Annotated in this window: 20 protein-coding genes and 1 riboswitch; of the genes, 16 read left to right on the forward strand and 4 right to left on the reverse strand. The window is 35.7% G+C overall.

Features of this window, described 5'->3' with window-relative positions; genetic code table 11:
- Positions 1–576 precede the first annotated feature (576 nt).
- Entirely contained in the window at positions 577–4398 is a 3822-nt protein-coding gene (locus GTZ96_RS02320; protein ID WP_161640983.1) for a T9SS type B sorting domain-containing protein, read from the reverse strand.
- A gap of 248 nt (positions 4399–4646) precedes the next feature.
- Between GTZ96_RS02320 and polA the strand changes: the two genes are divergently transcribed.
- Positions 4647–7493 carry a DNA polymerase I gene (gene polA, locus GTZ96_RS02325; RefSeq protein WP_161641162.1) on the forward strand — a complete coding sequence of 949 codons (2847 nt, stop codon included), beginning with the start codon at positions 4647–4649 and terminating at the stop codon, positions 7491–7493.
- A gap of 77 nt (positions 7494–7570) precedes the next feature.
- Here the strand turns inward: polA and GTZ96_RS02330 are convergent, their stop codons facing one another.
- Entirely contained in the window at positions 7571–8623 is a 1053-nt protein-coding gene (locus GTZ96_RS02330) for a LacI family DNA-binding transcriptional regulator (protein ID WP_161640984.1), read from the reverse strand.
- 354 nt (positions 8624–8977) lie between these two features.
- Here GTZ96_RS02330 and rplM point away from each other — a divergent pair, with 354 nt between their 5' ends.
- The 15 genes from rplM to GTZ96_RS02405 all read left to right on the forward strand — a co-directional run bounded on the left by rplM (position 8978) and on the right by GTZ96_RS02405 (position 21622).
- Complete coding sequence (gene rplM, locus GTZ96_RS02335; RefSeq protein WP_161640985.1) at positions 8978–9433, forward strand: 50S ribosomal protein L13; 456 nt, start codon at positions 8978–8980, stop codon at positions 9431–9433.
- Positions 9433–9819, forward strand: coding sequence for a 30S ribosomal protein S9 (gene rpsI, locus GTZ96_RS02340; protein ID WP_161640986.1), 387 nt, complete (start codon positions 9433–9435; stop codon positions 9817–9819). The genes rplM and rpsI overlap by 1 nt, the downstream gene beginning before the upstream one ends.
- 172 nt (positions 9820–9991) lie before the next feature.
- Positions 9992–10765 carry a 30S ribosomal protein S2 gene (gene rpsB / locus GTZ96_RS02345; protein ID WP_161640987.1) on the forward strand — a complete coding sequence of 258 codons (774 nt, stop codon included), beginning with the start codon at positions 9992–9994 and terminating at the stop codon, positions 10763–10765.
- Positions 10766–10892: 127 nt separating this feature from the next.
- A complete protein-coding gene (tsf, locus tag GTZ96_RS02350; protein WP_161640988.1) occupies positions 10893–11861 on the forward strand; it encodes a translation elongation factor Ts in 969 nt (322 codons plus the stop codon).
- 131 nt (positions 11862–11992) lie between these two features.
- Positions 11993–12640, forward strand: coding sequence for a queuosine precursor transporter (locus GTZ96_RS02355; protein WP_161640989.1), 648 nt, complete (start codon positions 11993–11995; stop codon positions 12638–12640).
- A gap of 3 nt (positions 12641–12643) precedes the next feature.
- Entirely contained in the window at positions 12644–13207 is a 564-nt protein-coding gene (locus GTZ96_RS02360) for a DNA-3-methyladenine glycosylase I (protein ID WP_161640990.1), read from the forward strand.
- An 87-nt stretch (positions 13208–13294) separates the two neighbouring features.
- Positions 13295–13390: riboswitch (TPP riboswitch) on the forward strand.
- 63 nt (positions 13391–13453) lie between these two features.
- A complete protein-coding gene (thiS, locus tag GTZ96_RS02365) occupies positions 13454–13660 on the forward strand; it encodes a sulfur carrier protein ThiS (protein ID WP_161640991.1) in 207 nt (68 codons plus the stop codon).
- A 128-nt stretch (positions 13661–13788) separates the two neighbouring features.
- Entirely contained in the window at positions 13789–15612 is a 1824-nt protein-coding gene (gene thiC, locus GTZ96_RS02370) for a phosphomethylpyrimidine synthase ThiC (protein WP_161640992.1), read from the forward strand.
- A gap of 92 nt (positions 15613–15704) precedes the next feature.
- Entirely contained in the window at positions 15705–16301 is a 597-nt protein-coding gene (locus GTZ96_RS02375; RefSeq protein ID WP_161640993.1) for a thiamine phosphate synthase, read from the forward strand.
- Entirely contained in the window at positions 16277–17032 is a 756-nt protein-coding gene (locus GTZ96_RS02380) for a hydroxymethylpyrimidine/phosphomethylpyrimidine kinase (RefSeq protein WP_161640994.1), read from the forward strand. The genes GTZ96_RS02375 and GTZ96_RS02380 overlap by 25 nt, the downstream gene beginning before the upstream one ends.
- Positions 17025–17663, forward strand: a complete 639-nt coding sequence (locus GTZ96_RS02385; protein WP_161640995.1) for a thiamine phosphate synthase — start codon at positions 17025–17027, stop codon at positions 17661–17663. Before GTZ96_RS02380 ends, GTZ96_RS02385 begins: the two co-directional genes overlap by 8 nt.
- On the forward strand, positions 17644–18420 hold the full coding sequence (locus GTZ96_RS02390) for a thiazole synthase (protein WP_161640996.1): 777 nt from the start codon (positions 17644–17646) through the stop codon (positions 18418–18420). The genes GTZ96_RS02385 and GTZ96_RS02390 overlap by 20 nt, the downstream gene beginning before the upstream one ends.
- Before the next feature lie 145 nt (positions 18421–18565).
- Positions 18566–19678: a 2-iminoacetate synthase ThiH gene (thiH, locus tag GTZ96_RS02395; protein WP_161640997.1), complete on the forward strand. Its 1113-nt coding sequence runs from the start codon at positions 18566–18568 to the stop codon at positions 19676–19678.
- A gap of 63 nt (positions 19679–19741) precedes the next feature.
- Positions 19742–20452: a HesA/MoeB/ThiF family protein gene (locus tag GTZ96_RS02400; protein ID WP_161640998.1), complete on the forward strand. Its 711-nt coding sequence runs from the start codon at positions 19742–19744 to the stop codon at positions 20450–20452.
- A gap of 141 nt (positions 20453–20593) precedes the next feature.
- The gene (locus GTZ96_RS02405; RefSeq protein WP_161640999.1) at positions 20594–21622 is read left to right on the forward strand and encodes a M14 family zinc carboxypeptidase; all 1029 of its coding nucleotides are present in this window, start codon (positions 20594–20596) and stop codon (positions 21620–21622) included.
- Here GTZ96_RS02405 and aat read toward each other — a convergent pair.
- Entirely contained in the window at positions 21608–22246 is a 639-nt protein-coding gene (gene aat / locus GTZ96_RS02410; protein WP_161641000.1) for a leucyl/phenylalanyl-tRNA--protein transferase, read from the reverse strand. The genes GTZ96_RS02405 and aat overlap by 15 nt on opposite strands.
- A 99-nt stretch (positions 22247–22345) precedes the next feature.
- On the reverse strand, positions 22346–22714 hold the full coding sequence (locus GTZ96_RS02415; protein WP_161641001.1) for a DUF3127 domain-containing protein: 369 nt from the start codon (positions 22712–22714) through the stop codon (positions 22346–22348).
- Positions 22715–22896: the final 182 nt, after the last annotated feature.

Consider the following 22896-nt stretch of genomic DNA (forward strand, 5'->3'; position numbering starts at 1 on the left):
TGATTGAGAATTTTATTTTCTCTTAAATCTTCTGGATGCTTTTTTTTGTAGCCATAACTTACGAAATTTAATTATATTCGTAAGGTACTAAAACTACGGTAAGTGCTACCGAAGGTTTAGTTCAACAGCGGTTTGGCGAAATAGCTGATTTTATTCTAGGTTCACTTTATGGTTTACGAAAAACTCCATCTGGCGCTCGATTACATCGAGTGTCTACTTTCTTGAAAAAACAAAAACAAAGCGTTTGCAACGCGGCTCATTAAGCTTCCTCGTTCAATCGAAAAGCTTTTGTTTTAATAATCCGCGTTGCAAACGCTACGGATTATCTCTTAATTTAAATAGGTCCTCGATGCAATCGAGAACCAGATACCGTGTAAATTACTAGAAGTAACTACTAAACCTTAGCCGTATATCAATTGAATACACAAAACGTCATTCTTTTCCTTTAACCGCGTGAGTGATAGAAGCAATCCGCCGCAGCGGAGCGGATAGCACGACAGCAGCACTAAAAAGGGGCGCATGACTGCAAAGGAAGTCAGCCCCTTTTTAGTGCTGATGGTACACCCAAATAACAAGCTATCTCTTCAATGCAAAATGTCCTTTCAAAATTCTGCCATCCTGAAGCTGAATCGAATACCAATAATCAGCTGCCGGCATTTGCTGTCCTAAACGGGTACCATCCCAGCCATCACCCATCGGATTGATTTCTTTTATCAATTTTCCATAACGGTCAAAGATTCGGACAGTAGTTTTTGGATTGAAAACTGTATTTACTCCTTTTAGGTTCCAAGTGTCGTTATATCCGTCCTGATTGGGCGTAAAATAACTCGGGATTCCTAAAACAGCCACTTCTTGTGAAACAATTCCACAACCATTTAAATCTTTAACAAAAACATTATGTATCCCAGCAGGAACATTGGCAAATATATTACTGGTTTGATAATCACCATTTTCATCATCAAGAGAAAAGACATAATCCCCAGCTCCTGTAGCCAAAATGGTTATGCTGTTTTGCGAAGACAAATCAACAATATCCACTTGTACTGCTGCTTTATCGGATGCGTTTACGGTTATAGTTCTTGTTCTGGAACAGCCTTGGTTATTGATTACTTCTACTTGGTACACTCCTTTTTTATTAACAATCAAATCATAATTTGTTTCGCCCACAATTAGGTTTCCATCTAATGTCCATGAATAGGCAAAATTGTTTTTTTGAGTTTCGTCCAGTAATCCTGCATTGATGACTTTGGTAAAAGTAGGCAAGTCACTACACACTAATTCATCACCGATTAATTGAATATTAGGGACAGGATTGACCACAAAAGGAATAACTGTTGTTGCAGAACAAGTATGATTTACAGGATTGAAAACTTCTGCTTTTATATTTTGGGTAGCAGTTAAAAAAGGATTCGGCAACGGACTGGAAAGTGGATTGTTATTTCCGTCAAAATAATTTACACTCATAGCTGTTTGCCCTCCCAGAATTGCAGTTTGAAAACCCGACGTATCAAAAGCATATTTTCCATCTTGTAAAACAGGGTCAATTTCGTCATCGCAAACAGTTGTAAGCGATGGAGCAATTGGGAAAGCCTGTGGTAATTTATCGACAATAAACTGTAAACTGCTTTCAAACGAACAAGCCGTTGAAGTAGTATTGGTAATCACTACTTTTAAGGTTTGCGAAACTGTTATAAAAGGATTTGGCAACGGACTCGAAAGCCGATTATTGTTTTGATCAAAATAAGAAACCGTGACATTGGTCAATCCATTCAATAAATTGGTTTGAATAGCCGAAGTGTCAAAAGCATAGACTCCATCCTGATTGTCATCACAATGATTTTGTTTCATTGATTGTACAATAGGAATAGGTTCGACGGTGAGTGTTATGTGATTCCCAAGTCCCAAACAATCGTTATTTAATCTACTATCTACACGGATATAAATATTTTGAGTGTTTGGATATCCAATATTTCTATAGTTTGAAATATCCGAAATGCTGTTTTTTTCAGCAAGTGCATCAGTTAAATTTCTATAATATCTAATATCAAATTGTTGTCCAATTGGAAATATACTCTGAATTTGATTCGTTACCTCACTAAAATCAAAAGAAGCGATTCCATCTATGTTGGTGCCGGAAATGGCATCATCGCATTGAGTAAAATTCTTTTTAAAAGTTAAGGGGATTTGGGTGGTCGATACTATAAGATTGAGTTGGGCGATTCTAAAACAGTTATTCGTATTAGCCACTCTAACGAATACCTGGTCTGTGCTAACGGTTTGATTAGTATAATTTGTTGGATTCGGAATCGGATTAGTATTGTTTTGAGCATCCAAAGCAGTTTCAAAAAAAGCAATAGTTTGAGTTCCCACACTAGCCGTTATCTTACTGATAGCTTCTTCTAAATTAAAAACACTAAATCCATCGATATTATCATCACATTGCTTTAGATCAACAGTATTAGCTATAAGTGGCAAAGCTAAAACTTCAATCTTAAATGAAGTTGTCGCTGTACAATCTGGATTATCTTTGTTGACTACTTTCACATAAATAGTTTCGGTTGTATTTGTGTTTTGATAAGCTTCAGGAGTCAAAATGGACTGCAATAAACCTGAATCTTTGTAATATGAAATCAAAAATTGAGTAGCCAATTGACCATTCAGTATACTACTAGTCTTTTGAGTTAAATCTAAAACCACTTTACCGTCGGCATCACTACCTACACTTGAATTGTCACATATAGCTAAATTAGTAATACCTGTACCCGGTTTGGGTGTATCAAATACATCTATAGTAAATGTAGTAGTGCTTTTACAATCTTTATTTACTGTATTAGAAACCTCTGCAATAATAGTTTCTTGTTGATAAGGAGCTTTATTGCTATAGTTTTTGGAATCAGTTATTGCTACATTATTTGCATAATCATCGGCATTTGCAAAATAATTCACAGTACAAATAGCTGGATCCTGACCATTTAGTATCATGGGATTTTGCGTTGTTAGATCAAAAGCATACAGACCGTCATTATCATCATCGCAAGCCAAAATAGAAGTAGGTTGAGTTGCGGTAGGTATTGGCGAAATAGTAATTTCTCTAGTTGTAATGGTTTTATCTATAGCACTCGCTGCCTGAACTGAAACAGTATATGTTCCTGCCGAAGTATAAATATGTGTAGGAGTTAAATCATTAGAAGTATGCCCGTCTCCAAAATCCCAAGTGGCAGATGTCATAGTGTGATTAGTATGCAATTTAAATTGAGTACTTTGCGTTAAACATAAATTTTCAACATCGATTTCAGATTTAAATAAAAATGATGAAACGATACCAGGTAAGCCATTATAACATCTTCCAGTACCTAAATCAACAGCCTCTTGCTGGAGATCACATGATAAGCCTATAAGATTTGGATAATTGATCACTCCTAATTTACCATATTTAGCAACATAAATTTTCCCATCCGGTCCCAATTGAAGTGCCATTGGTCTTATTATCTTAGGAGTTAACATAGTAAATGCAGAACCAACAATATCGTTGGAATTTAAATCGTATTGTATAATTCCGTTTTGTGTTGTCTCATTCCCTTGTAAAGAAAGGTACAAAACCCTACTATTCGGTGAAAATTCCACACCATACATTTCAGCACCACTACCTTGATTAGTTCTTAAAATTATAGGATTTGAAATCAATCCTGAGCTATTGTCAAAATCAAACATTTCAGCATTCATTACATTATGAACAATCACTAATTTAGAACCATCCGGGGATATTTTCATCTGACCTTGATAATTGCTTTTAGTCAACTCCAATGTACCAACATTAGATAGTACAGGAGTCACGTTTAAACCTGAAGCAGTAAGTAAATAACTGTAAAAAGTATTGCCAGGACCATGGGTAACTACCCAATAGTCAATTTTATTAGCATGTCTAACTATAGCTAGTCTTTCAGTTGTAGGAGTATAAATTAGTACATTTTTTTCGGCTGTAACATCACCTAAACCACCGTTAAGATTCATATCTATTACTGAATATCTAAACCCATTCGGTCCTCCTTCATAATCTACTGTAAACAGATAATATAAATTTGACGATCCTGGTTTAGGGACTATGGTTGCTCCTTGTGTTGCATTAGCATGCCCTAATAAAAAGCTGCCATTAGGCATCACCATATGATTTTTATCCCAAATATAAAAAGCATTGGTATAAAATAACAATTGCCCATTCGAGTCTGATATAGAAGCGCAAGCTGAAAAAGAAAATGAACGACCATCTGTAAGAGCTACTGGGCTACCGCTATTAAAATCTAATCCCGCATTTCCTCCAAAATACCAAATATTACTTTCTCCCTGAGCATAACTGTCTAATGAAAGAAAAAAGAAAATTATAAGTAGTTTTTTATTCATATATTAATAAAACAGCTTTTGTAAATGTAGGTATTTTATTAAACAAAATATTGTAGTCATGAAAAAGATTACGATTTTAAATCCTGCAAGACCTTTTTTTGACCTTGAAGGAAAACAAATAATCAATCTCTTAATTCAATATTACTGTCAGTCTGAGCTTCTCGAAGACCTTTCTTTACTAAATGATTGAATCAAAAAACAGTGATTTTAAAAAGCTTTGTTTATTTTTACATCCAAATTATTTCAATATGTCAGCTCAAAAACGTCTTTTTCTACTCGATGCCTATGCTTTAATTTTTAGAGGGTATTATGCCTTTATTAAAAATCCAAGAATCAACTCTAAAGGCATGGATACATCGGCCATTATGGGATTTATGAATTCGCTGATGGATGTGATTAAGCGTGAAAAACCAGACCATTTGGCGGTGGCTTTTGACAAAGGCGGCAGTGATTTGCGCAACGAATTGTTCCCGGAATACAAAGCCAATCGTGATGCTACACCCGAAGCCATCAAAATTGCGGTTCCTTATATCCAGGCCCTATTGAACGCCATGCACATTCCAATTATTGAAGTGGCAGGCTATGAAGCCGATGATTTGATAGGAACGATTGCCAAACAAGCTGAAAAAGAAAACTACAAAGTCTTTATGGTTACGCCTGATAAGGATTTTGCCCAATTGGTTTCGGAAAATATTTTCATGTACAAACCCGCTCGTATGGGCAACGGAATCGAGATTTGGGGAATTCCTGAAGTATTAGAAAGATTTGAAATCCAAAGACCGGAACAAGTAATTGACTATCTGGGAATGATGGGCGACTCGGCCGATAATATCCCCGGATTACCGGGTGTAGGCGAAAAAACAGCCAAAAAATTCCTGGCTGAATACGGATCTATCGAAAATTTATTAGCCAATACGCACCAACTAAAAGGAGCCATCAAAGATAAAATTGAAGCCAATGCCGAACTGGGATTGTTGTCTAAAAAACTGGCGACTATTCTGCTGGATTGTCCAGTAACTTTTTGTGAAAAAGACTATGAACTTTCGACTCCTGATGTAGAAAAAACAGATGCTTTATTCAACGAACTCGAATTTAGAAGAATGGCCGAACAATTTGATGCCATTTTCAAACCAAAAGCTACTGGAGAAAGCAGCCCTCAACACTCGGAACCTGACGCAAAACTATATAAAAAACCACAACCTAAGAACGAAGAGCAATTTGATCTTTTTTCAAGTACACTTCCCACTCATGATGGCGAGGTAACACACCAACAATTTTACAATACGCTTGAAAACACACCTCATTCGTACCAAATTATTCAAGGCGATTTAGGAATTAGATTGTTATTGCAAAATTTACAAAAACAGACTACGGTTTGCTTTGATACTGAAACTACTGGTTTAGATGCGTTACACGCTGAACTGGTTGGAATTTCTTTTTCTTACGAAAAAGGAAAAGGATTCTACATTCCGTTTCCTGAAAACCAGGACGAAGCCAAAGCTTTGGCAGAGAAATTTATTCCGTTTTTCGAAAATGAAGCGATTGAAAAAATTGGTCAAAACATCAAATACGATTTAAAAATACTGGCTAATTACGGCATTCGCGTAGCCGGGAAATTATTCGACACCATGATTGCGCATTATTTGATTAATCCTGATATGCGTCATAATATGGATATTTTATCAGAGACTTATTTAAAATATTCTCCGAAATCCATTGAGGATTTAATTGGTAAAAAAGGAAAGAATCAAAAATCAATGCGCGACGTCGCTTTGGAAGACATCAAAGAATATGCTGCCGAAGATGCTGATGTCACCTTTCAATTAAAGGAATTATTTGCTGTAGAATTAGAAAAAACAGCTACTCAAAGACTATTTGACGAAATCGAAATCCCGCTTGTTCCTGTCCTTGCAGCGATGGAAACCGAAGGAATCAACTTAGATGTTCCGTTTTTGAAAAGCATGTCAGTGGAAATGGCTGCCGAAAGCAATGCTCTGGAACAAAAAATATACGAAACCGCTGGAGAGAAATTCAATTTGGCTTCACCAAAACAACTCGGTGATATTTTATTTGACAAATTAAAAATTGGCGGAGCCAAACAAAAGAAAACTAAAACAGGACAATATGCCACTGGCGAAGAAGTCTTGAGTTATTTAGCCAATGACAACGAAATTGTACGCGATATTCTCGAATGGCGCCAAATGGTGAAATTACAAAGCACTTATATTGATGCCTTACCGAACCAAGTCGACACCAAAACAGGACGTGTTCATACCGATTATATGCAAACCGTAGCGGCAACGGGACGTTTGAGTTCTAATAATCCGAACTTACAAAACATTCCTATTCGTACCGAAAGAGGACGATTGATTCGTAAAGCCTTTATTGCCCGTGATGAAAATTACACTCTGGTTTCTGCCGATTATTCTCAAATAGAATTGCGTGTGATTGCGGCACTAAGTGGCGAAGAAAACATGATTAAGGCTTTCCAAAATAATGAAGACATTCACAGATCGACTGCTTCTAAGGTTTTCAATGTACCTTTAGAAGAAGTGACCCGCGAACAACGTAGTCATGCAAAAACGGTGAACTTCGGAATTATCTATGGGGTTTCGGCTTTTGGACTTTCGAATCAAACGAATCTTTCCCGCTCTGAAAGTGCCGAATTGATTGAAGCTTATTACAAATCGTATCCAAGATTAAAATCTTATATTAATGAGCAAATTGATTTTGCCCGAGATCATGGTTATGTACAAACAGTTTTAGGACGTCGCAGGTATTTAAAAGACATCAATTCGCAAAATGCTATTGTTCGCGGTGGTGCCGAACGTAATGCGGTTAATGCCCCTATTCAAGGTTCGGCGGCTGATATTATCAAAATTGCGATGATCAACATTCATAATAAATTGATTGCCGAAAACTGGAAATCGAAAATGTTATTGCAAGTACATGATGAACTTGTGTTTGATGTACACAATGATGAGTTAGAAAAAATCAAACCGATGATTCAACACGAAATGGAAAATGCTTTTAAGTTAGAAGTTCCTTTGGTAGTTGATTTAGGAATGGGGAAAAACTGGCTGGAAGCGCATTAAGATTTTAGATTGAAGATTGCAGAATTTAGATTTCAGAATGCAGTAGCAATCAGCAATAAAAATAAAAAAATCCATTCTTATTTATTTTTAAGAATGGATTTTTTTTTGGTTCTAGAAGATTCTCTTTCTTTCAAATTAGTTTTGATAACAACGGTTTGATAAGGAGCTTCATTTTCTTCATCAGCTTCTAAACGCTGGATCAGTAATCTGGCAGCCACTTCTCCAATCTCAACTCCATGCTGACTTACTGTACTCAAACTTGGTGTTAATCGTCTGGAAGCTAAAATTCCGTCAGCAAAACCAATGATGGACAACTCCTCTGGAATTTTATAACCTTTTTTAATTCCGACTTTTAATGCTGCAACCGAATCGCGTTCGTCTAAAGCAAAAACACCATCAATAGTATTATTTTCAAAAACAGCTTCAATTCTTTTTTTCATATCATCTTCAGAATTGGTACGAAGAATAATATTTTCATTTACTGGAATTCCATTATCGGCCAAGGCTTTCAAATAACCTTGGGTTCTTAGTTTCCCAACACTCAAATCATCTACCGAAGAGATTAATGCAATATTTTTACAACCTGTATCAATTAATCTTTGGGTAACATTTAATGCCGAATCGTAATCATCTACGACAACTTTATCACATTCTACTTCATCAGCAATGCGATCAAACATCACAATTGGCGTTCCTTCATTAATAATATCGGTAAAATGAGAGTAATCCTGGAGTTTTTGAGCTTCCTGTGAAACCGATAAAATAAAACCATCGGTAGTTCCGTTGCTCAACATTTCTAAAGTATTAATTTCTTTAACTATCGATTCATTAGAAATACAGGTAATTACATTATATCCTTTTTCATCGGCTACTTTTTCGATTCCACTAAAAACTTTGGCAAAAAAAGAATTCAAAATATTCGGAATAATTACTCCTATGGTTTTTGTCTTTCTGTTTTTCAAATTCAAACCAATGATATTGGGTTTGTAATTTTTAAGTTTAGCATACTCTTTAATCTTAATTTTAGTTTGGCTACTAATCTCAGGACTATCATTCAATGCTTTAGAAACTGTAGAAACAGAAACATTCAATTCTTTGGCAATTTGCTTCAGTGTTGCTTTAACTTTCATAATGAATTTATTGTCTTAGTTTTAGTGGTTTGCAAGATAGAGATACAGTAAAATATTTTTTAAAACACTACTTTACTAACTCTAAAAAAGAAGTATATTTACCCCATTATTTCCATTGCAAGATTGCAAGATAATCAATTTATTTTTCAAATCAAATGTATGATAAATTTAGAACCAAAGCATCAACTGGAATTATAAAAAAGAAGCTCTCTTAAGCACAATAAATATCCGATTGATTATCAGCATAAAAACCCAAAAAAATTATTCATTTAAGGTATTTGTATTTAAAATAATTAATTGTACTTTTGCAACCCCTTTATTGGGGATGGAATGTTTAATTAAAAAATTTTTATTGTGAACGCATTAAGCTACAAGACAATTTCAACTACAAAGGCAAACTCTACTAAAGAGTGGATCGTTGTAGATGCAGAGGGTCATAACTTAGGACGTCTTGCTTCTAAAGTCGCTATGATTTTAAGAGGAAAGTACAAACCAAGCTATACCCCACACGTGGACTGTGGAGATAACGTAATTGTTATCAACTCAGAGAAAATCAACCTTACAGGTAACAAAATGGACGAGAAAATTTACATGCGTCACACAGGTTATCCAGGAGGACAAAGAACTTTAACTGCTAAAGTATTGCAAGCTAAAAACCCTGCATCTTTAGTTGAAAAAGCAGTAAAAGGAATGTTACCTAAGAACAAATTAGGAGCTGAACTTTTCAGAAATTTAAATGTTGTTGTAGGATCTGAGCACAAACAAGGAGCTCAAAAACCTAGAACTGTTAACCTAAACGATCTTAAGTAATGGGAGTTATTCACAAAATCGGTAGAAGAAAAACCGCTGTTGCACGTGTTTATGTTTCAGAAGGAACAGGAGTAATCACTGTAAACAAAAAAGAATTTGCAACTTATTTCCCTACAGCTACTTTACAGTACAAAGTTTTGCAACCATTGTCTATGACAGAAAATGCATCTAACTTTGACGTAAAAGTAAACGTTTACGGAGGTGGTGTAACTGGTCAAGCAGAAGCTGTAAGAATGGCAATCGCTCGCGCAATGTGTGAAGTAAATGCTGAAAACAGAGGTGTTTTGAAACCAGAAGGTTTATTAACAAGAGATCCAAGAATGGTTGAACGTAAGAAATTCGGTCAGAAGAAAGCTCGTAAGAGATTCCAATTCTCTAAACGTTAATATTGCCTGTCTTGTTCACAGGAGCAAGACTTTATTGAATTTATTATTGAATTTAAACAATGTTGTTGTTGTCTCACTGAGGTGAGAAATTAGTTTAGCATCTAAATGCATTTAGCCGAGAAATCGCCATTTATGCATTGCTTACTCAACAGAACGTAAACTAGTACAAAAAATGTCAAACAAAGTAGAAGTAAAAGAATTACTAGAAGCAGGTGTTCACTTTGGACACATGACTAGAAAATGGGATCCAAACATGGCTCCTTACATTTATATGGAGCGTAATGGTATTCACATTATCAACCTATATAAAACTGCAGCTAAAATTGAAGAAGCTAACGAAGCTTTGAAAAAAATCGCTGCATCAGGTAGAAAAATATTATTTGTTGCTACCAAAAAACAAGCAAAAGACATCGTTGCTGAAAAAGCAGCTGCTGCAAACATGCCTTACATCACTGAAAGATGGCCTGGTGGAATGTTAACAAACTTTGTTACTATCCGTAAAGCAGTTAAAAAAATGGCTACTATTGATAAAATGAAGAAAGATGGTACTTTCATGACGTTATCTAAAAAAGAGCGTTTACAAGTAGATCGTCTTCGTGCTAAATTAGAAAAAAACTTAGGTTCAATCGCTGATATGTCTAGACTTCCAGCTGCATTGTTCGTAGTAGATATTAAAGCTGAGCACATCGCAATAAAAGAAGCTCAAAAATTAAACATTCCAGTTTTCGCAATGGTTGATACTAACTCTGATCCACGTGAAGTAGATTACGTTATCCCAGCCAATGATGATGCTTCTAAATCAATTGATAAAATTTTATCTTTAGTAACTGCTGCAGTTATCGAAGGACTTTCTGAAAGAGGTTCTGATAAAGAAACTACTGATGTAGTAGCTGAAGAAGCTGCTCCAGTAGCAACTGAAACTGCTGCTCCAGCAACTGAAGAATAAATAAACTTTTAAATTCCAAATTTTAAATTCCAAATTCCAAAATCAGATTTTTTAACTATCTGATAACGTTGGAATTTGGGATTTGAAGATTGGAATTTTTACTTTTAAACCTTAAAAATAAAATACTATGTCAACTATAACAATAACGGCAGCAGACGTAAATAAATTAAGACAAACTACAGGTGCCGGAATGATGGACTGTAAAAAAGCTTTAGTTGAAGCTGAAGGAGATTTCGATAAGGCTATACAAAACCTTAGAGAAAAAGGACAAAAAGTTGCTGATAACCGTTCTGACCGTGAGTCTTCTGAAGGAGCAGCTGTTTCCTTTATCAATGCAGACAAAACTAAAGGAGCTATCATTACTTTAAACTGTGAAACAGATTTCGTAGGTAAGAATGAAACTTTCGTAGCTTTAGCTAAAGAATTAGTTGAAAAAGCGATCAATTTCTCTTCTAAAGAAGAATTCTTAGCTTCAGATTTCAACGGAATTACTGTTGCTGAAAAATTAATCGAGCAAACTGGTGTTATTGGAGAAAAAATTGAAATCGGTGGTTTCGAAATCGTAGAAGGTGCTTTCGTTGGATCTTATGTTCACGTTAACAAAATTGCTGCTTTAACAGCTATTTCTGCATCAGTTCCTAATGCTGACGTATTAACTAAAGACATCTCTATGCAAGTTGCTTCTATGGGAGCTGATACATTATCTTACAAAGATTTTGATCCAGCTTTCGTTGCTTCTGAACTTGATGCTCGTATTGCTATCATCGAAAAAGAAAATGAAGAAGCAAAACGTTTAGGAAAAACTTTAAAAAATGTTCCTAAATATATTTCTTTCTCTCAATTAACTGAAGAAGTTTTAAAACAAGCTGAAGAAGATGCTAAAGCTGAATTAAAAGCTGAAGGTAAACCAGAACAAATTTGGGATAAAATTATTCCAGGAAAAATTCAACGTTTTATCTCTGACAATACTACTTTAGACCAAGAGAAAGCCTTACTAGATCAAAACTTCATCAAAGATGACAGTAAAAAAGTTGGTGATTATGTTAAAGGATTCAATGTAGAAATTTCAGCTTTCAAAAGAGTTGCTTTAGGTTAATCTAATTCGATCACAATCATATTGAATCCCATTCGTTCATTCGAATGGGATTTATTTTTTTATTTTAACTTTTGTCGCATTCTTAAATTCAAAATAAAGAAACTAAATTTGGTTGAATCAAATCCAGAAATATGTTTCAATCCAAAAAAGACACTGTTTATCTAATTCTCGCTGGAATATTTATTACCAATGCTGTTGTAGCCGAATTAATAGGCGGAAAACTCATTCAAATTGGTCCCTTTATCATGAGCCTCGGAATTCTTCCCTGGCCTATTGTTTTCATCACCACCGATATCATCAATGAACATTTTGGAAAGGACGGAGTCAAAAAACTCTCTTATATAACCGCAGGACTTATTGCTTATTGCATTCTGATTCTTTTCATCGGGACAAAAATCCCTGCTTTTATCACTAAAGAAACGGTTAATGACGAACAATTTTATGCCGTTTTTGGTCAAGGGTTGTTCATTATGGTTGCCAGCATTATTGCCTTTCTAATTTCTCAGTTAATCGATGTTTCTATTTTTTGGTTTTTGCGAAACAAAACCGGCAAAAAAATGATTTGGCTTCGAAGTACAGGTTCTACTTTAATATCCCAACTTATTGACAGTTTTATCGTTTCGGGAATTGCCTTTTGGCTCACAGGAAAAATCACAACGAGTCAATACCTCAACATGTCTATCACAGGTTATACCTTCAAATTAATACTAGCTATTGTTTTAACACCATTAATTTACCTTGGACATCACCTCATTGAAAAATACATTCACAACAAATAAACCATGGATAACAAAACACGTTGCGCTTGGTGCGAAAAAGACGATTTATATAGAAAATACCACGATGAAGAATGGGGAAAACCTGTGTATGATGATGCCACTTTATTCGAATTTTTAATATTGGAAACTTTTCAAGCGGGATTGAGTTGGTACACAATTTTGGCAAAGAGAGAAAATTTTCGCTCAGCGTTTGATAATTTCAACTATAAAAAAATAGCTGATTATCAGGAAGACAAAATTCAGGAATTACTTTTAGACGCAGGTATCATTCGAAACAAACTCAAAGTATATTCTGCCATTTCCAATGCCATTGCATTTATGAAAGTACAGGAAGAATTTGGTAGTTTTTCGAAATACATTTGGGGTTTTGTAGATGGCAAACCCATTGACAACAAACTCCAAAGTCTCAAAGACATTCCTGCCACAACTCCGCTTTCAGATGCCATTAGCAAAGATTTAAAAAAGCGTGGTTTTAAATTTGTTGGCTCCACCGTAGTTTATGCACACATGCAGGCAACAGGAATGGTTAACGATCACATACAAAGTTGCTGGACAAGAAAACAGTAAATAGTGTTCAGTTTAGAAGTATTCAGTATAAAATTGTTAAACTTCTAACTTCTAAAATCTTATTTCTAACTTTTTCATTACATTTGTCGCTCACTTTAGGGGTGTCTGCAATCGCAGGCTGAGATTTTACCCTCTGAACCTGATCTAGTTCATACTAGCGTAGGGAAAAGTAAGATGACTTCCATAGTCCCATTTTTGGGCAATTGTAGCCATTCCTAAAGTAGTACTCATACTAAATCAAAAGGAATGGAACTAAAGATCAACAACCAAATCAAACAATTTCAAGCAGATGCACTAAGCATTCAAGCCTTGCTCGATATTGAAATTCCCCAAAAACAAAATGGCATTGCTATAGCCATAAACAACAGCGTAATTCCAAAATCCAATTGGAACAGCCACCTCCTATCCGAAACGGACGATATTTTAATTATTTCGGCTACACAGGGTGGATAAACATTTTAAATTCCAAAAACTAAATAACAAATTCCAATTTAGCCTCTAGGAATAACAAATTTCCAATAAAAATCCAAACGTTATACCAAACCCATAACTCATATCACATAACTCATAACTTCAAACAAATGAACAACGAAGAAAAAATATCAAGACAGCCCTTCCCGAATTCGACAAAAGTGTACATCGATGGTGAAATCCACCCGATAAAAGTCGCTATGCGTGAAATCACTCTATCTGACACCAAATTATCAAAAGGCGGTGTGGAGAAAAACCCAGCAGTAACCGTTTACGACACTTCAGGTCCTTATACTGATCCAAATATCGAAATTGATGTTAGAAAAGGATTGCCTCGTATCCGTGAGCAATGGATAAAAGACCGTGGAGATGTAGAAGAATTAACAGAAATCACTTCAAACTATGGTAAAGAACGTTTGAATGATGAGAAACTGAATGATTTGCGTTTTGAATATTTACACCAACCAATGCGTGCCAAAAAAGGGGCGAATGTATCCCAATTGTATTACGCTAAACAAGGAATCATTACTCCTGAAATGGAATACATTGCCATTCGTGAAAACCAACGCATCGAGCAACTGAACGAACAAACCAAAGCGATGCAATGCCAACATGGAGGAAACAGTTTTGGTGCCAACACTCCAAAATCTAAAATCACTCCGGAATTTGTGCGTTCTGAAGTAGCCAGAGGTCGTGCTATTATTCCAAACAACATCAACCACCCTGAAAGTGAACCGATGATTGTAGGACGTAATTTCCTGGTAAAAATCAACGCCAACATTGGTAACAGTGCCGTGACTTCATCTATCGAAGAAGAAGTGGAAAAAGCGGTTTGGGCTTGCCGTTGGGGAGCTGATACCATCATGGATTTATCCACTGGAAAAAACATTCACGAAACCAGAGAATGGATTATCCGTAACTCTCCAGTGCCAATTGGAACTGTGCCAATATACCAAGCATTGGAAAAAGTAAACGGAATTGCCGAAGATTTAACTTGGGAAGTTTTCCGCGATACTTTAATCGAACAAGCGGAACAAGGAGTATCATACTTCACAATTCACGCAGGAGTACTTTTAAGATACATTCATTTAACAGCTAACCGTGTTACAGGAATCGTTTCGCGTGGAGGTTCGATTATGGCAAAATGGTGTTTATTTCACCACAAAGAAAACTTCTTGTACACGCATTTTGAAGAAATTTGCGAAATCATGAAACAATATGACGTGGCTTTCTCATTAGGAGATGGTTTACGTCCGGGTTCTATTGCTGATGCGAATGATGCTGCACAATTTGCCGAATTGGAAACACTAGGAGAACTTACAAAAGTAGCTTGGAAACACGATGTGCAAGTATTTATTGAAGGTCCAGGTCACGTCCCAATGCACATGATTAAAGAAAACATGGACAAACAATTAGAACATTGTGACGAAGCTCCATTTTATACTTTAGGACCATTAACTACTGATATTGCTCCAGGTTACGACCATATTACTTCAGCTATTGGTGCTGCTATGATTGGTTGGTACGGTTGTGCGATGTTGTGTTATGTTACTCCAAAAGAGCACCTTGGCCTACCTAATAAAAAAGACGTAAAAGACGGTGTGATCACTTATAAAATTGCGGCTCACGCTGCCGATTTAGCCAAAGGTCACCCGGGTTCTCAATACCGTGATAATGCCTTGAGTAAAGCGCGTTTTGAATTCCGTTGGGAAGATCAATTCAATTTATCATTAGATCCTGATACTGCAAGAGAATTTCACGATGAAACCTTACCAGCAGATGGTGCTAAAGTAGCTCATTTCTGCTCGATGTGTGGACCGAAATTCTGTTCAATGAAAATCTCACAAGAAATTCGTGACGTAGCCGAAGCCGAAAAAGGTATGCAAGAAAAATCAGAAGAGTTTGTGGAAATGGGTAAAGAAATTTATTCATAAGAATTAAGATTCTGAGTATTAAGTATCAAGACTAAAGGAATAAAACTCATAAAATCTTAATACTTAATACTTCTTACTTGATACATTTTAATATGATAGTCATTTCCAATCCAATTGCAATAGCAAACGAAATCAACACCATCCATGCTCTTTTTGAACGTGGATTGGAGTTGCTGCACGTTAGAAAACCTGAGTTTTCAGCGGAAGAAATGAAAACTTTTGTAGCTGCTATTGGATTGGAATATCGACGCAAACTGGTTTTACACAGTGAGCATCAAATAGCAGAAGATTTAGGTATTAATCGACTCCATTTTTCAGAAAAAATGAGGGAACAAATCAATCCCGAAACTTTGTATCATTACAATGAAAAAAGGATTCATCTATCGACTTCCATTCATACTATAGAAGCCTTTAACGATTTGAGAATCTTTTTTCAATATGCATTTCTAAGCCCTGTTTATAATAGTATTTCGAAAGAAAATTACAAGTCAAAAATCGATTTATTGAACGCAATACAAAACCGAACCAATCATCAAACTAAACTCGTTGCGTTAGGTGGAATTGAATCTGCTAATATTCAAAAAACACTCGCAGCTGGTTTTGATAATGTAGCCCTTTTAGGCACTATTTGGAACACAAACCAACCCATAAAAAACTTCGAATTATGTCAACAAATCGTCCTTTCGTAATAAGCATTGCCGGTTTTGATCCTTCGGCTGGTGCTGGGGTTTTGGCAGATGTCAAAACATTCGAACAACATCAGGTATATGGTTTTGCTATCAATACGGCAAACACGATTCAGACTGAAAATGATTTTGTGAGTATTGAATGGACTGCACTCGATTTTGTATTACAATCGATCGAAACACTATTCGAAGCTTATGAAATTAAAGCGGTTAAAATTGGGATTGTTCCTTCATTAGACTATTTAAAATCGATTGTTTTTTTGATAAAAAAGCTTTCGCCAAAAACCAAAATAGTTTGGGACACAGTTTTAAGATCTACTACTGAATTTGACTTTTTGACTATTGAAAATCAAAACGATTTGATTGCTATTTTGAAAGAAATAGAGCTGATAACTCCCAATTATTATGAAATTTTAAAATTGGATTCCAAAGAAAAATCAGTTGAAGTTATTACCGAAAAACTATCCAAAAACTGCTCTATTTTATTAAAAGGAGGACATCATCCCACAGAAATTGGTACCGATTATTTACATACACCAAATCAATTTTTTAGACTGGAATCTAAAAATGCCAAAATACATCCAAAACACGGTTCGGGTTGTGTATTATCCGCAGCTATAACCGCTAATCTGGCCTTAGAACAAGAGCTTTTAACTGCCTGCAAAAACGGCAAAAATTATACGGAAAACTTTTTATTATCTAATCCCTCACAATTAGGACATCATTATGTATAAGCGTTTACAATATATATCGCAAGGAAACACAATTGAAGCACAATTGCACAACATTCAGCAAGCTTTACAGCATGGTTGTCAATGGATTCAAATGCGTTTCAAAAATGCTACTTCAGAAGATACGTTTACTTTGGCAGAAGCCGTAAAAATCTTGTGCAACGAATATTCAGCCACATTTATCATCAACGACAATGTACCGCTAGCACTTGAAATTGATGCCGACGGCGTTCATTTAGGACTAAGCGACATGAAAATAGCCAATGCAAGAGCAATTCTGGGCAACCAAAAAATCATTGGTGGTACAGCAAATACTTTTGAGGATATTCAAAAACACATCAATCAAGGGGCTGATTATATTGGTTTAGGTCCTTTTCGTTTTACAAAAACCAAAGAAAAATTAAGTCCGATTTTAGGATTAGAGGGCTACCAAAACATCCTGAGTCAGCTGCAAGAGCAACAAATAAAAACACCTGTTTATGCTATTGGAGGCATCCTGACTGACGATGTGGAATCCATCATCAAAACAGGAATTCATGGTATTGCCGTTTCAGGATTGATTACTGAAAGCGATAGCAAAACAAAATTAATAACTGAACTTAACGAAAAATTATATGGAAACGTCATTGTTTAAAATTGGAGATAAAGAACTGCAATCTCGTTTGTTTTTAGGAACAGGGAAATTTGGTTCGAATATCCAAATGGAAGAAGCTATTTTGGCTTCTGGGAGCGAATTAGTTACGGTTGCCTTAAAACGTGTCGATTTAGAAACGGATACCGATGCTATTTTATCGCATTTAAAACATCCTGGAATCAATTTATTGCCTAATACATCAGGAGCGAGAAATGCTAAAGAAGCCGTTTTTGCAGCACAATTGGCAAGAGAAGCTCTGGAAACAAATTGGTTAAAACTCGAAATTCATCCCGACCCAAGATACCTGCTACCCGACCCAATCGAAACCTTGAAAGCCACAGAGGAGTTGGCCAAATTAGGATTTATCGTTTTGCCTTACATCCACGCCGATCCCGTTTTGTGCAAACGCTTGGAAGATGTGGGAACAGCAGCAGTAATGCCTTTAGGTTCGCCAATAGGAAGTAACAAAGGATTAAAAACGATTGATTTTCTGGAAATTATCATCGAACAATCTAAAGTTCCTGTGATTATTGATGCGGGAATTGGAGCGCCTTCGGATGCGGCAAAAGCAATGGAAATGGGTGCCGATGCCGTTTTAGTCAACACCGCAATTGCAGTTGCCGGTAATCCGAAATTGATGGCAGAAGCGTTCAAAGAAGCCGTAATTGCAGGCCGAAAAGCCTACGAAGCCAGACTAGGACAACAATACAAGCATGCAATAGCATCGAGCCCTTTGACAGCGTTTTTATATGAGTAATCCTCTCCCCAACCCTCTCCAAAGGAGAGGGAGACGGAATAGAAATACTTTGTGTTCAATAAAAAATAGTAAACACAAAACTTTGTGAACTTAGCGGAATCTTTGTGCCCTTTGCGGTTAAATTTTTCGTGCTAAAAATGAAACAATGACAACATTTAAATCGGTTTTTGAACAATTCGACTGGGAAACCATTAAGACTAAAATATACAGTACTTCTGCCTCAGACGTGGAACGTTCTTTGGCAAAAATCAAAAGGAATCTAGATGATTTTTTGGTATTAATTTCTCCTGCTGCTCAACCGTATTTGGAACAAATGGCGCAGTTAAGTCATGAATTGACCAAAAAAAGATTTGGTAAAACGATTCAGATGTATGCTCCGTTGTATCTCAGTAACGAGTGTCAAAATATTTGCACCTATTGTGGTTTTAGTCTGGACAACAAAATCAAACGAAAAACACTTACCGATCCAGAAATAAAATTAGAAGTTGAAGCCTTGAAAAAAGCAGGATTTGACCATGTTTTATTGGTAACCGGAGAAGCTAATTATACTGTAAACATCAATTATTTTCTAAATGCTATTGAACAAATCAAAAAGGATTTTTCGATAATATCCGTAGAAGTACAACCGCTTTCAACAGAAGAATACACACAATTGCATCAGGCTGGAGTGTATTCGGTTTTAGTGTATCAGGAAACCTATCATAAAGAAGTGTACAAACAATACCATACCAAGGGTAAGAAATCTAATTTTGATTTTCGTTTGGAAACGCCAGACAGAGTCGGCTCAGCGGGAATTCACAAAATAGGATTGGGTGTTTTATTAGGATTAGAAGATTGGCGTACTGACAGTTTTTTCAATGCACTACATTTAGATTATTTGCAAAAAACCTATTGGCAAACTAAATACACGGTTTCTTTCCCTCGATTGCGTCCCGCAGAAGGAGTTATTAAGCCCAATTTCATAATGGACGACAAGGATTTAACCCAACTGATTTGTGCGTATCGCTTGTGGAATGAAGATGTAGAGATTTCGTTATCAACCCGAGAGAATGAAAAATTCCGCAATCATATTATCCCGATTGGAATTACCAGTATGAGTGCCGGTTCAAAAACCAATCCGGGTGGTTATGTTGTAGACCCGCAATCATTGGAACAATTTGAAATTAGTGACGAACGCTCTTCTTTCGAAATCGCATCCATCATTTCTAAAAGTGGATACGAGCCCGTATGGAAAGATTGGGATAGAACTTATTTTTAAAGTTCCTGAGGTACTAAGATTCTTAGCATCTCAGCAACTTACCAACTTAGAACCTTATAAAAGATGAGCGTAATACAAGATTTTTTACGATACAATCGCCAAGTCATTTTACCTGAAATTGGCGATGAAGGACAGGAAAAATTAAAAAAATCCAAAGTACTTGTTATAGGAGCAGGTGGCTTAGGCTGTCCTATTTTACAATATATTGCTACTGCTGGTGTCGGAACAATAGGCATTGTTGATTTTGACACTATCGAAATTCATAATCTTCACCGCCAAATTTTATATACCGAAGACCAACTAGGATTAAGCAAAGCCAATACGGCAAAAGCGACTATCGAAAAACTAAATCCGTTAATTAGAGTTTTGGCTTTCGAAGAAAAACTAACCGCTGAAAATGCTTCCAGAATTATTGCTGATTTTGATATCGTAGTCGATGGCTCGGATAATTTTAGCACAAGATATTTAGTGAATGATACTTGTGTGACTTTAGGAAAACCGCTTGTTTATGGAAGTATTTTAGGTTTCGAAGGTCAGTTAGCTGTTTTTAATCATCAGGGAAGTAAAAATTTACGTGATTTATTTCCAGAACCACCTAATCCTAAAGATGTGCCTAATTGCAGTTTTAATGGCGTTTTAGGCACTTTGCCCGGGATGATTGGCACCATGATGGCTCACGAAACCTTGAAATTAATTATCGGTTTACCGAGTTTAAAAAACGAATTGGTTTTGTATAAAACTTTGGATTGGAGTTTTGTGAAGTTGAATTTTTAGCGTTTATATTAAAAAGAAACTCAGATTTAAGAAATTCAAGAAATCTTAAAAATCCTTTGTGATTCTCTTCATGAACTTTATTATTAAAAATAAAAGCTATTCGGGATTCAATTGTATCTTTATAATTCATAAATATTCACCATGAATTTATACGATTATATCCATTTTATATTAGATACACCTCTAACAGAAACTGAAGGAATTAATATTGGTACTTCTGTTGAAGGTCATACTATTCAAGGCTTCCAATTTGGGAAAGGCATTAAAAACATTAGTCTTATTGCAGGCAATCATGCTGATGAACCTATTGGCCCATTGCTTTTAAAAAAATTAGTTTCCTATTTTTCCTCCCTTCCGGAAAACCATTTTTTATTGGAAAAATACAGTTGGTGGATTGTCCCTCATACCAATCCTGATGGTGAAAAACAAAACTTAAAATGGTATAACTATACCGATACTAAAACTGACTTAGCTCAATATTTACTCCATGTCCAACGAGAATTACCCGGTCGGGATTTAGAATTTGGTTATCCAATAGAAGGAAAAATTCCTGCTTTGCGTCCTGAAAACACTGCTGTTTATGATTTTTGGAAAACAGCAAATACTCCTTTTTCTCTACATGCCTCACTCCACGGAATGAAATCAAGTTATGGTGCTTGGTTTTTAATTGATGAAGCCTGGATTGAAAGAACAAAAAAATTAAGACAAGATTGCAAGGACAAAACGATTGAACTGGGTTATGACTTATATGATTTAGAACGTAAAGGCGAAAAAGGCTTCACACGCATCGATGAAGGTTTTTGTACACGTCCTGATGGTGGAAAAATGCGAGAGCATTTTTTGAATTTGGATGATTCCAAAACAGCGACACAATTTCATGCGAGTTCAATGGAATCCATTAGAAGTTTGGGAGGCGATTGCTTGACCCTAGTTTCAGAAATGCCTTTGTTTATTTTTCCAAAAAAAGATAGAAAATTGGTTTGGCCTGATACTTATTTAAACGAATGGAGTGACCAATTTACCAAATGGAAAAACGAATTAATTTCCGGCAAATTATCTGCCACAGCATTAGAAACTGAAATGAAAGAAAAAAGGGTGCATGCTATGCCTTGGGAAGACCAATTGAAATTACAATGGCAGTTTATAGTCTCGGGATTAGAAGCTATTTAAAATTGCCATAAATTCATTGCGTTCAATTTCGCGACAACCTAAACTTTCCAGATGGGAATTATAAACCTGACAATCGAGCAGTTTGTAATTCTCATTTTTTAATTGGTTGACCAAAGCAATAAAAGCGACTTTAGAAGCATTCGAAACCAAAGAAAACATACTTTCACCACAAAAAACATGACCTAAATCGATACCATACAATCCGCCTACGAGTTGATCATCCTGCCAAACCTCAACTGATTTAGCAATTCCCAATTCATGAAGACCACAATAAGCCTCAATCATATCGTTGGTAATCCAAGTTCCGTTTTGACCTTCCCGTTTTATGTTTTGACAATTAAAAATCACATCCCTGAAATTTTGATTGAAAGTCACTTTGAAAATATTCCTGTTCAAAATATTATGCATGCTTTTAGAAACTACCAATTCCTCTAAAAACAAAACCATCCTTGGATTTGGCGACCACCAGGTAATAGGCTCTCCATCTTCAAACCAGGGAAAAATGCCGCTATTATAGGCTAATTGCAGGCGCTCAGACGACAAATCACCACCTAACCCAATAATTCCTGAAGAATGGGCTAAATGAACTGGTGGAAAAAATAAGTCTTGAGATAAATAATACATGTTTAAATTTCAAAAATCAATAACAATTTCAAAAACAAAAAAGCCAGAAATTCAAGTAAACTCAAACTTCTGACTTCTAACTTCTAACTTCTTTATTTTTTAGAAAGGCAAATCGTCTGGCTCATCTTCGTTTAAATTTGTAGCTGGTGCAAATGCTGGAGCAGCTGGCATAGGCGCAGAAGCTGGAGCGTCAGCAACCATTTTTTCGATTCTCCAACCTTGGATACTGTTAAAATATCTTGTTTCTCCTTGTGGATTTACCCACTCTCTTCCTCTTAAATTGATAGAAACTTTAACTGATTCACCAACACTATAATTGTTTAATAAATCACATTTGTCTTGTGCAAACTCAACCAATATATGTTGAGGATATTGTTCCTCTGTAGTAACAACTAATTCTCTTTTTCTAAATGATGCACTAACTTGTTGCTCTGGATTAACAACTTTGATTTTCCCTGTAACTTCCATCTTCGTTATTTTAATTGTTATTTGATTATTATTATTTCAAAACACTTCTATATCAGAAGCATATCATTTTCATTGAAGCCTTTTAACTTAGAAAGTAAAACTCTTTTACAGAAAAATATTGAATATACAAATATAGTAACTTCTTCTATCTGACAATAACGTTTGTTTTACAATTTCAGATT

Origin of the sequence: Flavobacterium undicola (genome assembly GCF_009909155.2) — a bacterium.
GTDB lineage: Bacteria > Bacteroidota > Bacteroidia > Flavobacteriales > Flavobacteriaceae > Flavobacterium > Flavobacterium undicola.

Excerpts from the sequence above, each read along its gene's own strand:
- GTZ96_RS02320 (WP_161640983.1), bottom strand. The coding sequence starts at position 4,398 with ATGAATAAAAAACTACTTATAATTTTCTTTTTTCTTTCATTAGACAGT.
- polA (WP_161641162.1), top strand. The coding sequence starts at position 4,647 with ATGTCAGCTCAAAAACGTCTTTTTCTACTCGATGCCTATGCTTTAATT.
- GTZ96_RS02330 (WP_161640984.1), bottom strand. The coding sequence starts at position 8,623 with ATGAAAGTTAAAGCAACACTGAAGCAAATTGCCAAAGAATTGAATGTT.
- rpsI (WP_161640986.1), top strand. The coding sequence starts at position 9,433 with ATGGGAGTTATTCACAAAATCGGTAGAAGAAAAACCGCTGTTGCACGT.
- rpsB (WP_161640987.1), top strand. The coding sequence starts at position 9,992 with ATGTCAAACAAAGTAGAAGTAAAAGAATTACTAGAAGCAGGTGTTCAC.
- tsf (WP_161640988.1), top strand. The coding sequence starts at position 10,893 with ATGTCAACTATAACAATAACGGCAGCAGACGTAAATAAATTAAGACAA.
- GTZ96_RS02355 (WP_161640989.1), top strand. The coding sequence starts at position 11,993 with ATGTTTCAATCCAAAAAAGACACTGTTTATCTAATTCTCGCTGGAATA.
- GTZ96_RS02360 (WP_161640990.1), top strand. The coding sequence starts at position 12,644 with ATGGATAACAAAACACGTTGCGCTTGGTGCGAAAAAGACGATTTATAT.
- thiS (WP_161640991.1), top strand. The coding sequence starts at position 13,454 with ATGGAACTAAAGATCAACAACCAAATCAAACAATTTCAAGCAGATGCA.
- thiC (WP_161640992.1), top strand. The coding sequence starts at position 13,789 with ATGAACAACGAAGAAAAAATATCAAGACAGCCCTTCCCGAATTCGACA.
- GTZ96_RS02375 (WP_161640993.1), top strand. The coding sequence starts at position 15,705 with ATGATAGTCATTTCCAATCCAATTGCAATAGCAAACGAAATCAACACC.
- GTZ96_RS02380 (WP_161640994.1), top strand. The coding sequence starts at position 16,277 with ATGTCAACAAATCGTCCTTTCGTAATAAGCATTGCCGGTTTTGATCCT.
- GTZ96_RS02385 (WP_161640995.1), top strand. The coding sequence starts at position 17,025 with ATGTATAAGCGTTTACAATATATATCGCAAGGAAACACAATTGAAGCA.
- GTZ96_RS02390 (WP_161640996.1), top strand. The coding sequence starts at position 17,644 with ATGGAAACGTCATTGTTTAAAATTGGAGATAAAGAACTGCAATCTCGT.
- thiH (WP_161640997.1), top strand. The coding sequence starts at position 18,566 with ATGACAACATTTAAATCGGTTTTTGAACAATTCGACTGGGAAACCATT.
- GTZ96_RS02400 (WP_161640998.1), top strand. The coding sequence starts at position 19,742 with ATGAGCGTAATACAAGATTTTTTACGATACAATCGCCAAGTCATTTTA.
- GTZ96_RS02405 (WP_161640999.1), top strand. The coding sequence starts at position 20,594 with ATGAATTTATACGATTATATCCATTTTATATTAGATACACCTCTAACA.
- aat (WP_161641000.1), bottom strand. The coding sequence starts at position 22,246 with ATGTATTATTTATCTCAAGACTTATTTTTTCCACCAGTTCATTTAGCC.
- GTZ96_RS02415 (WP_161641001.1), bottom strand. The coding sequence starts at position 22,714 with ATGGAAGTTACAGGGAAAATCAAAGTTGTTAATCCAGAGCAACAAGTT.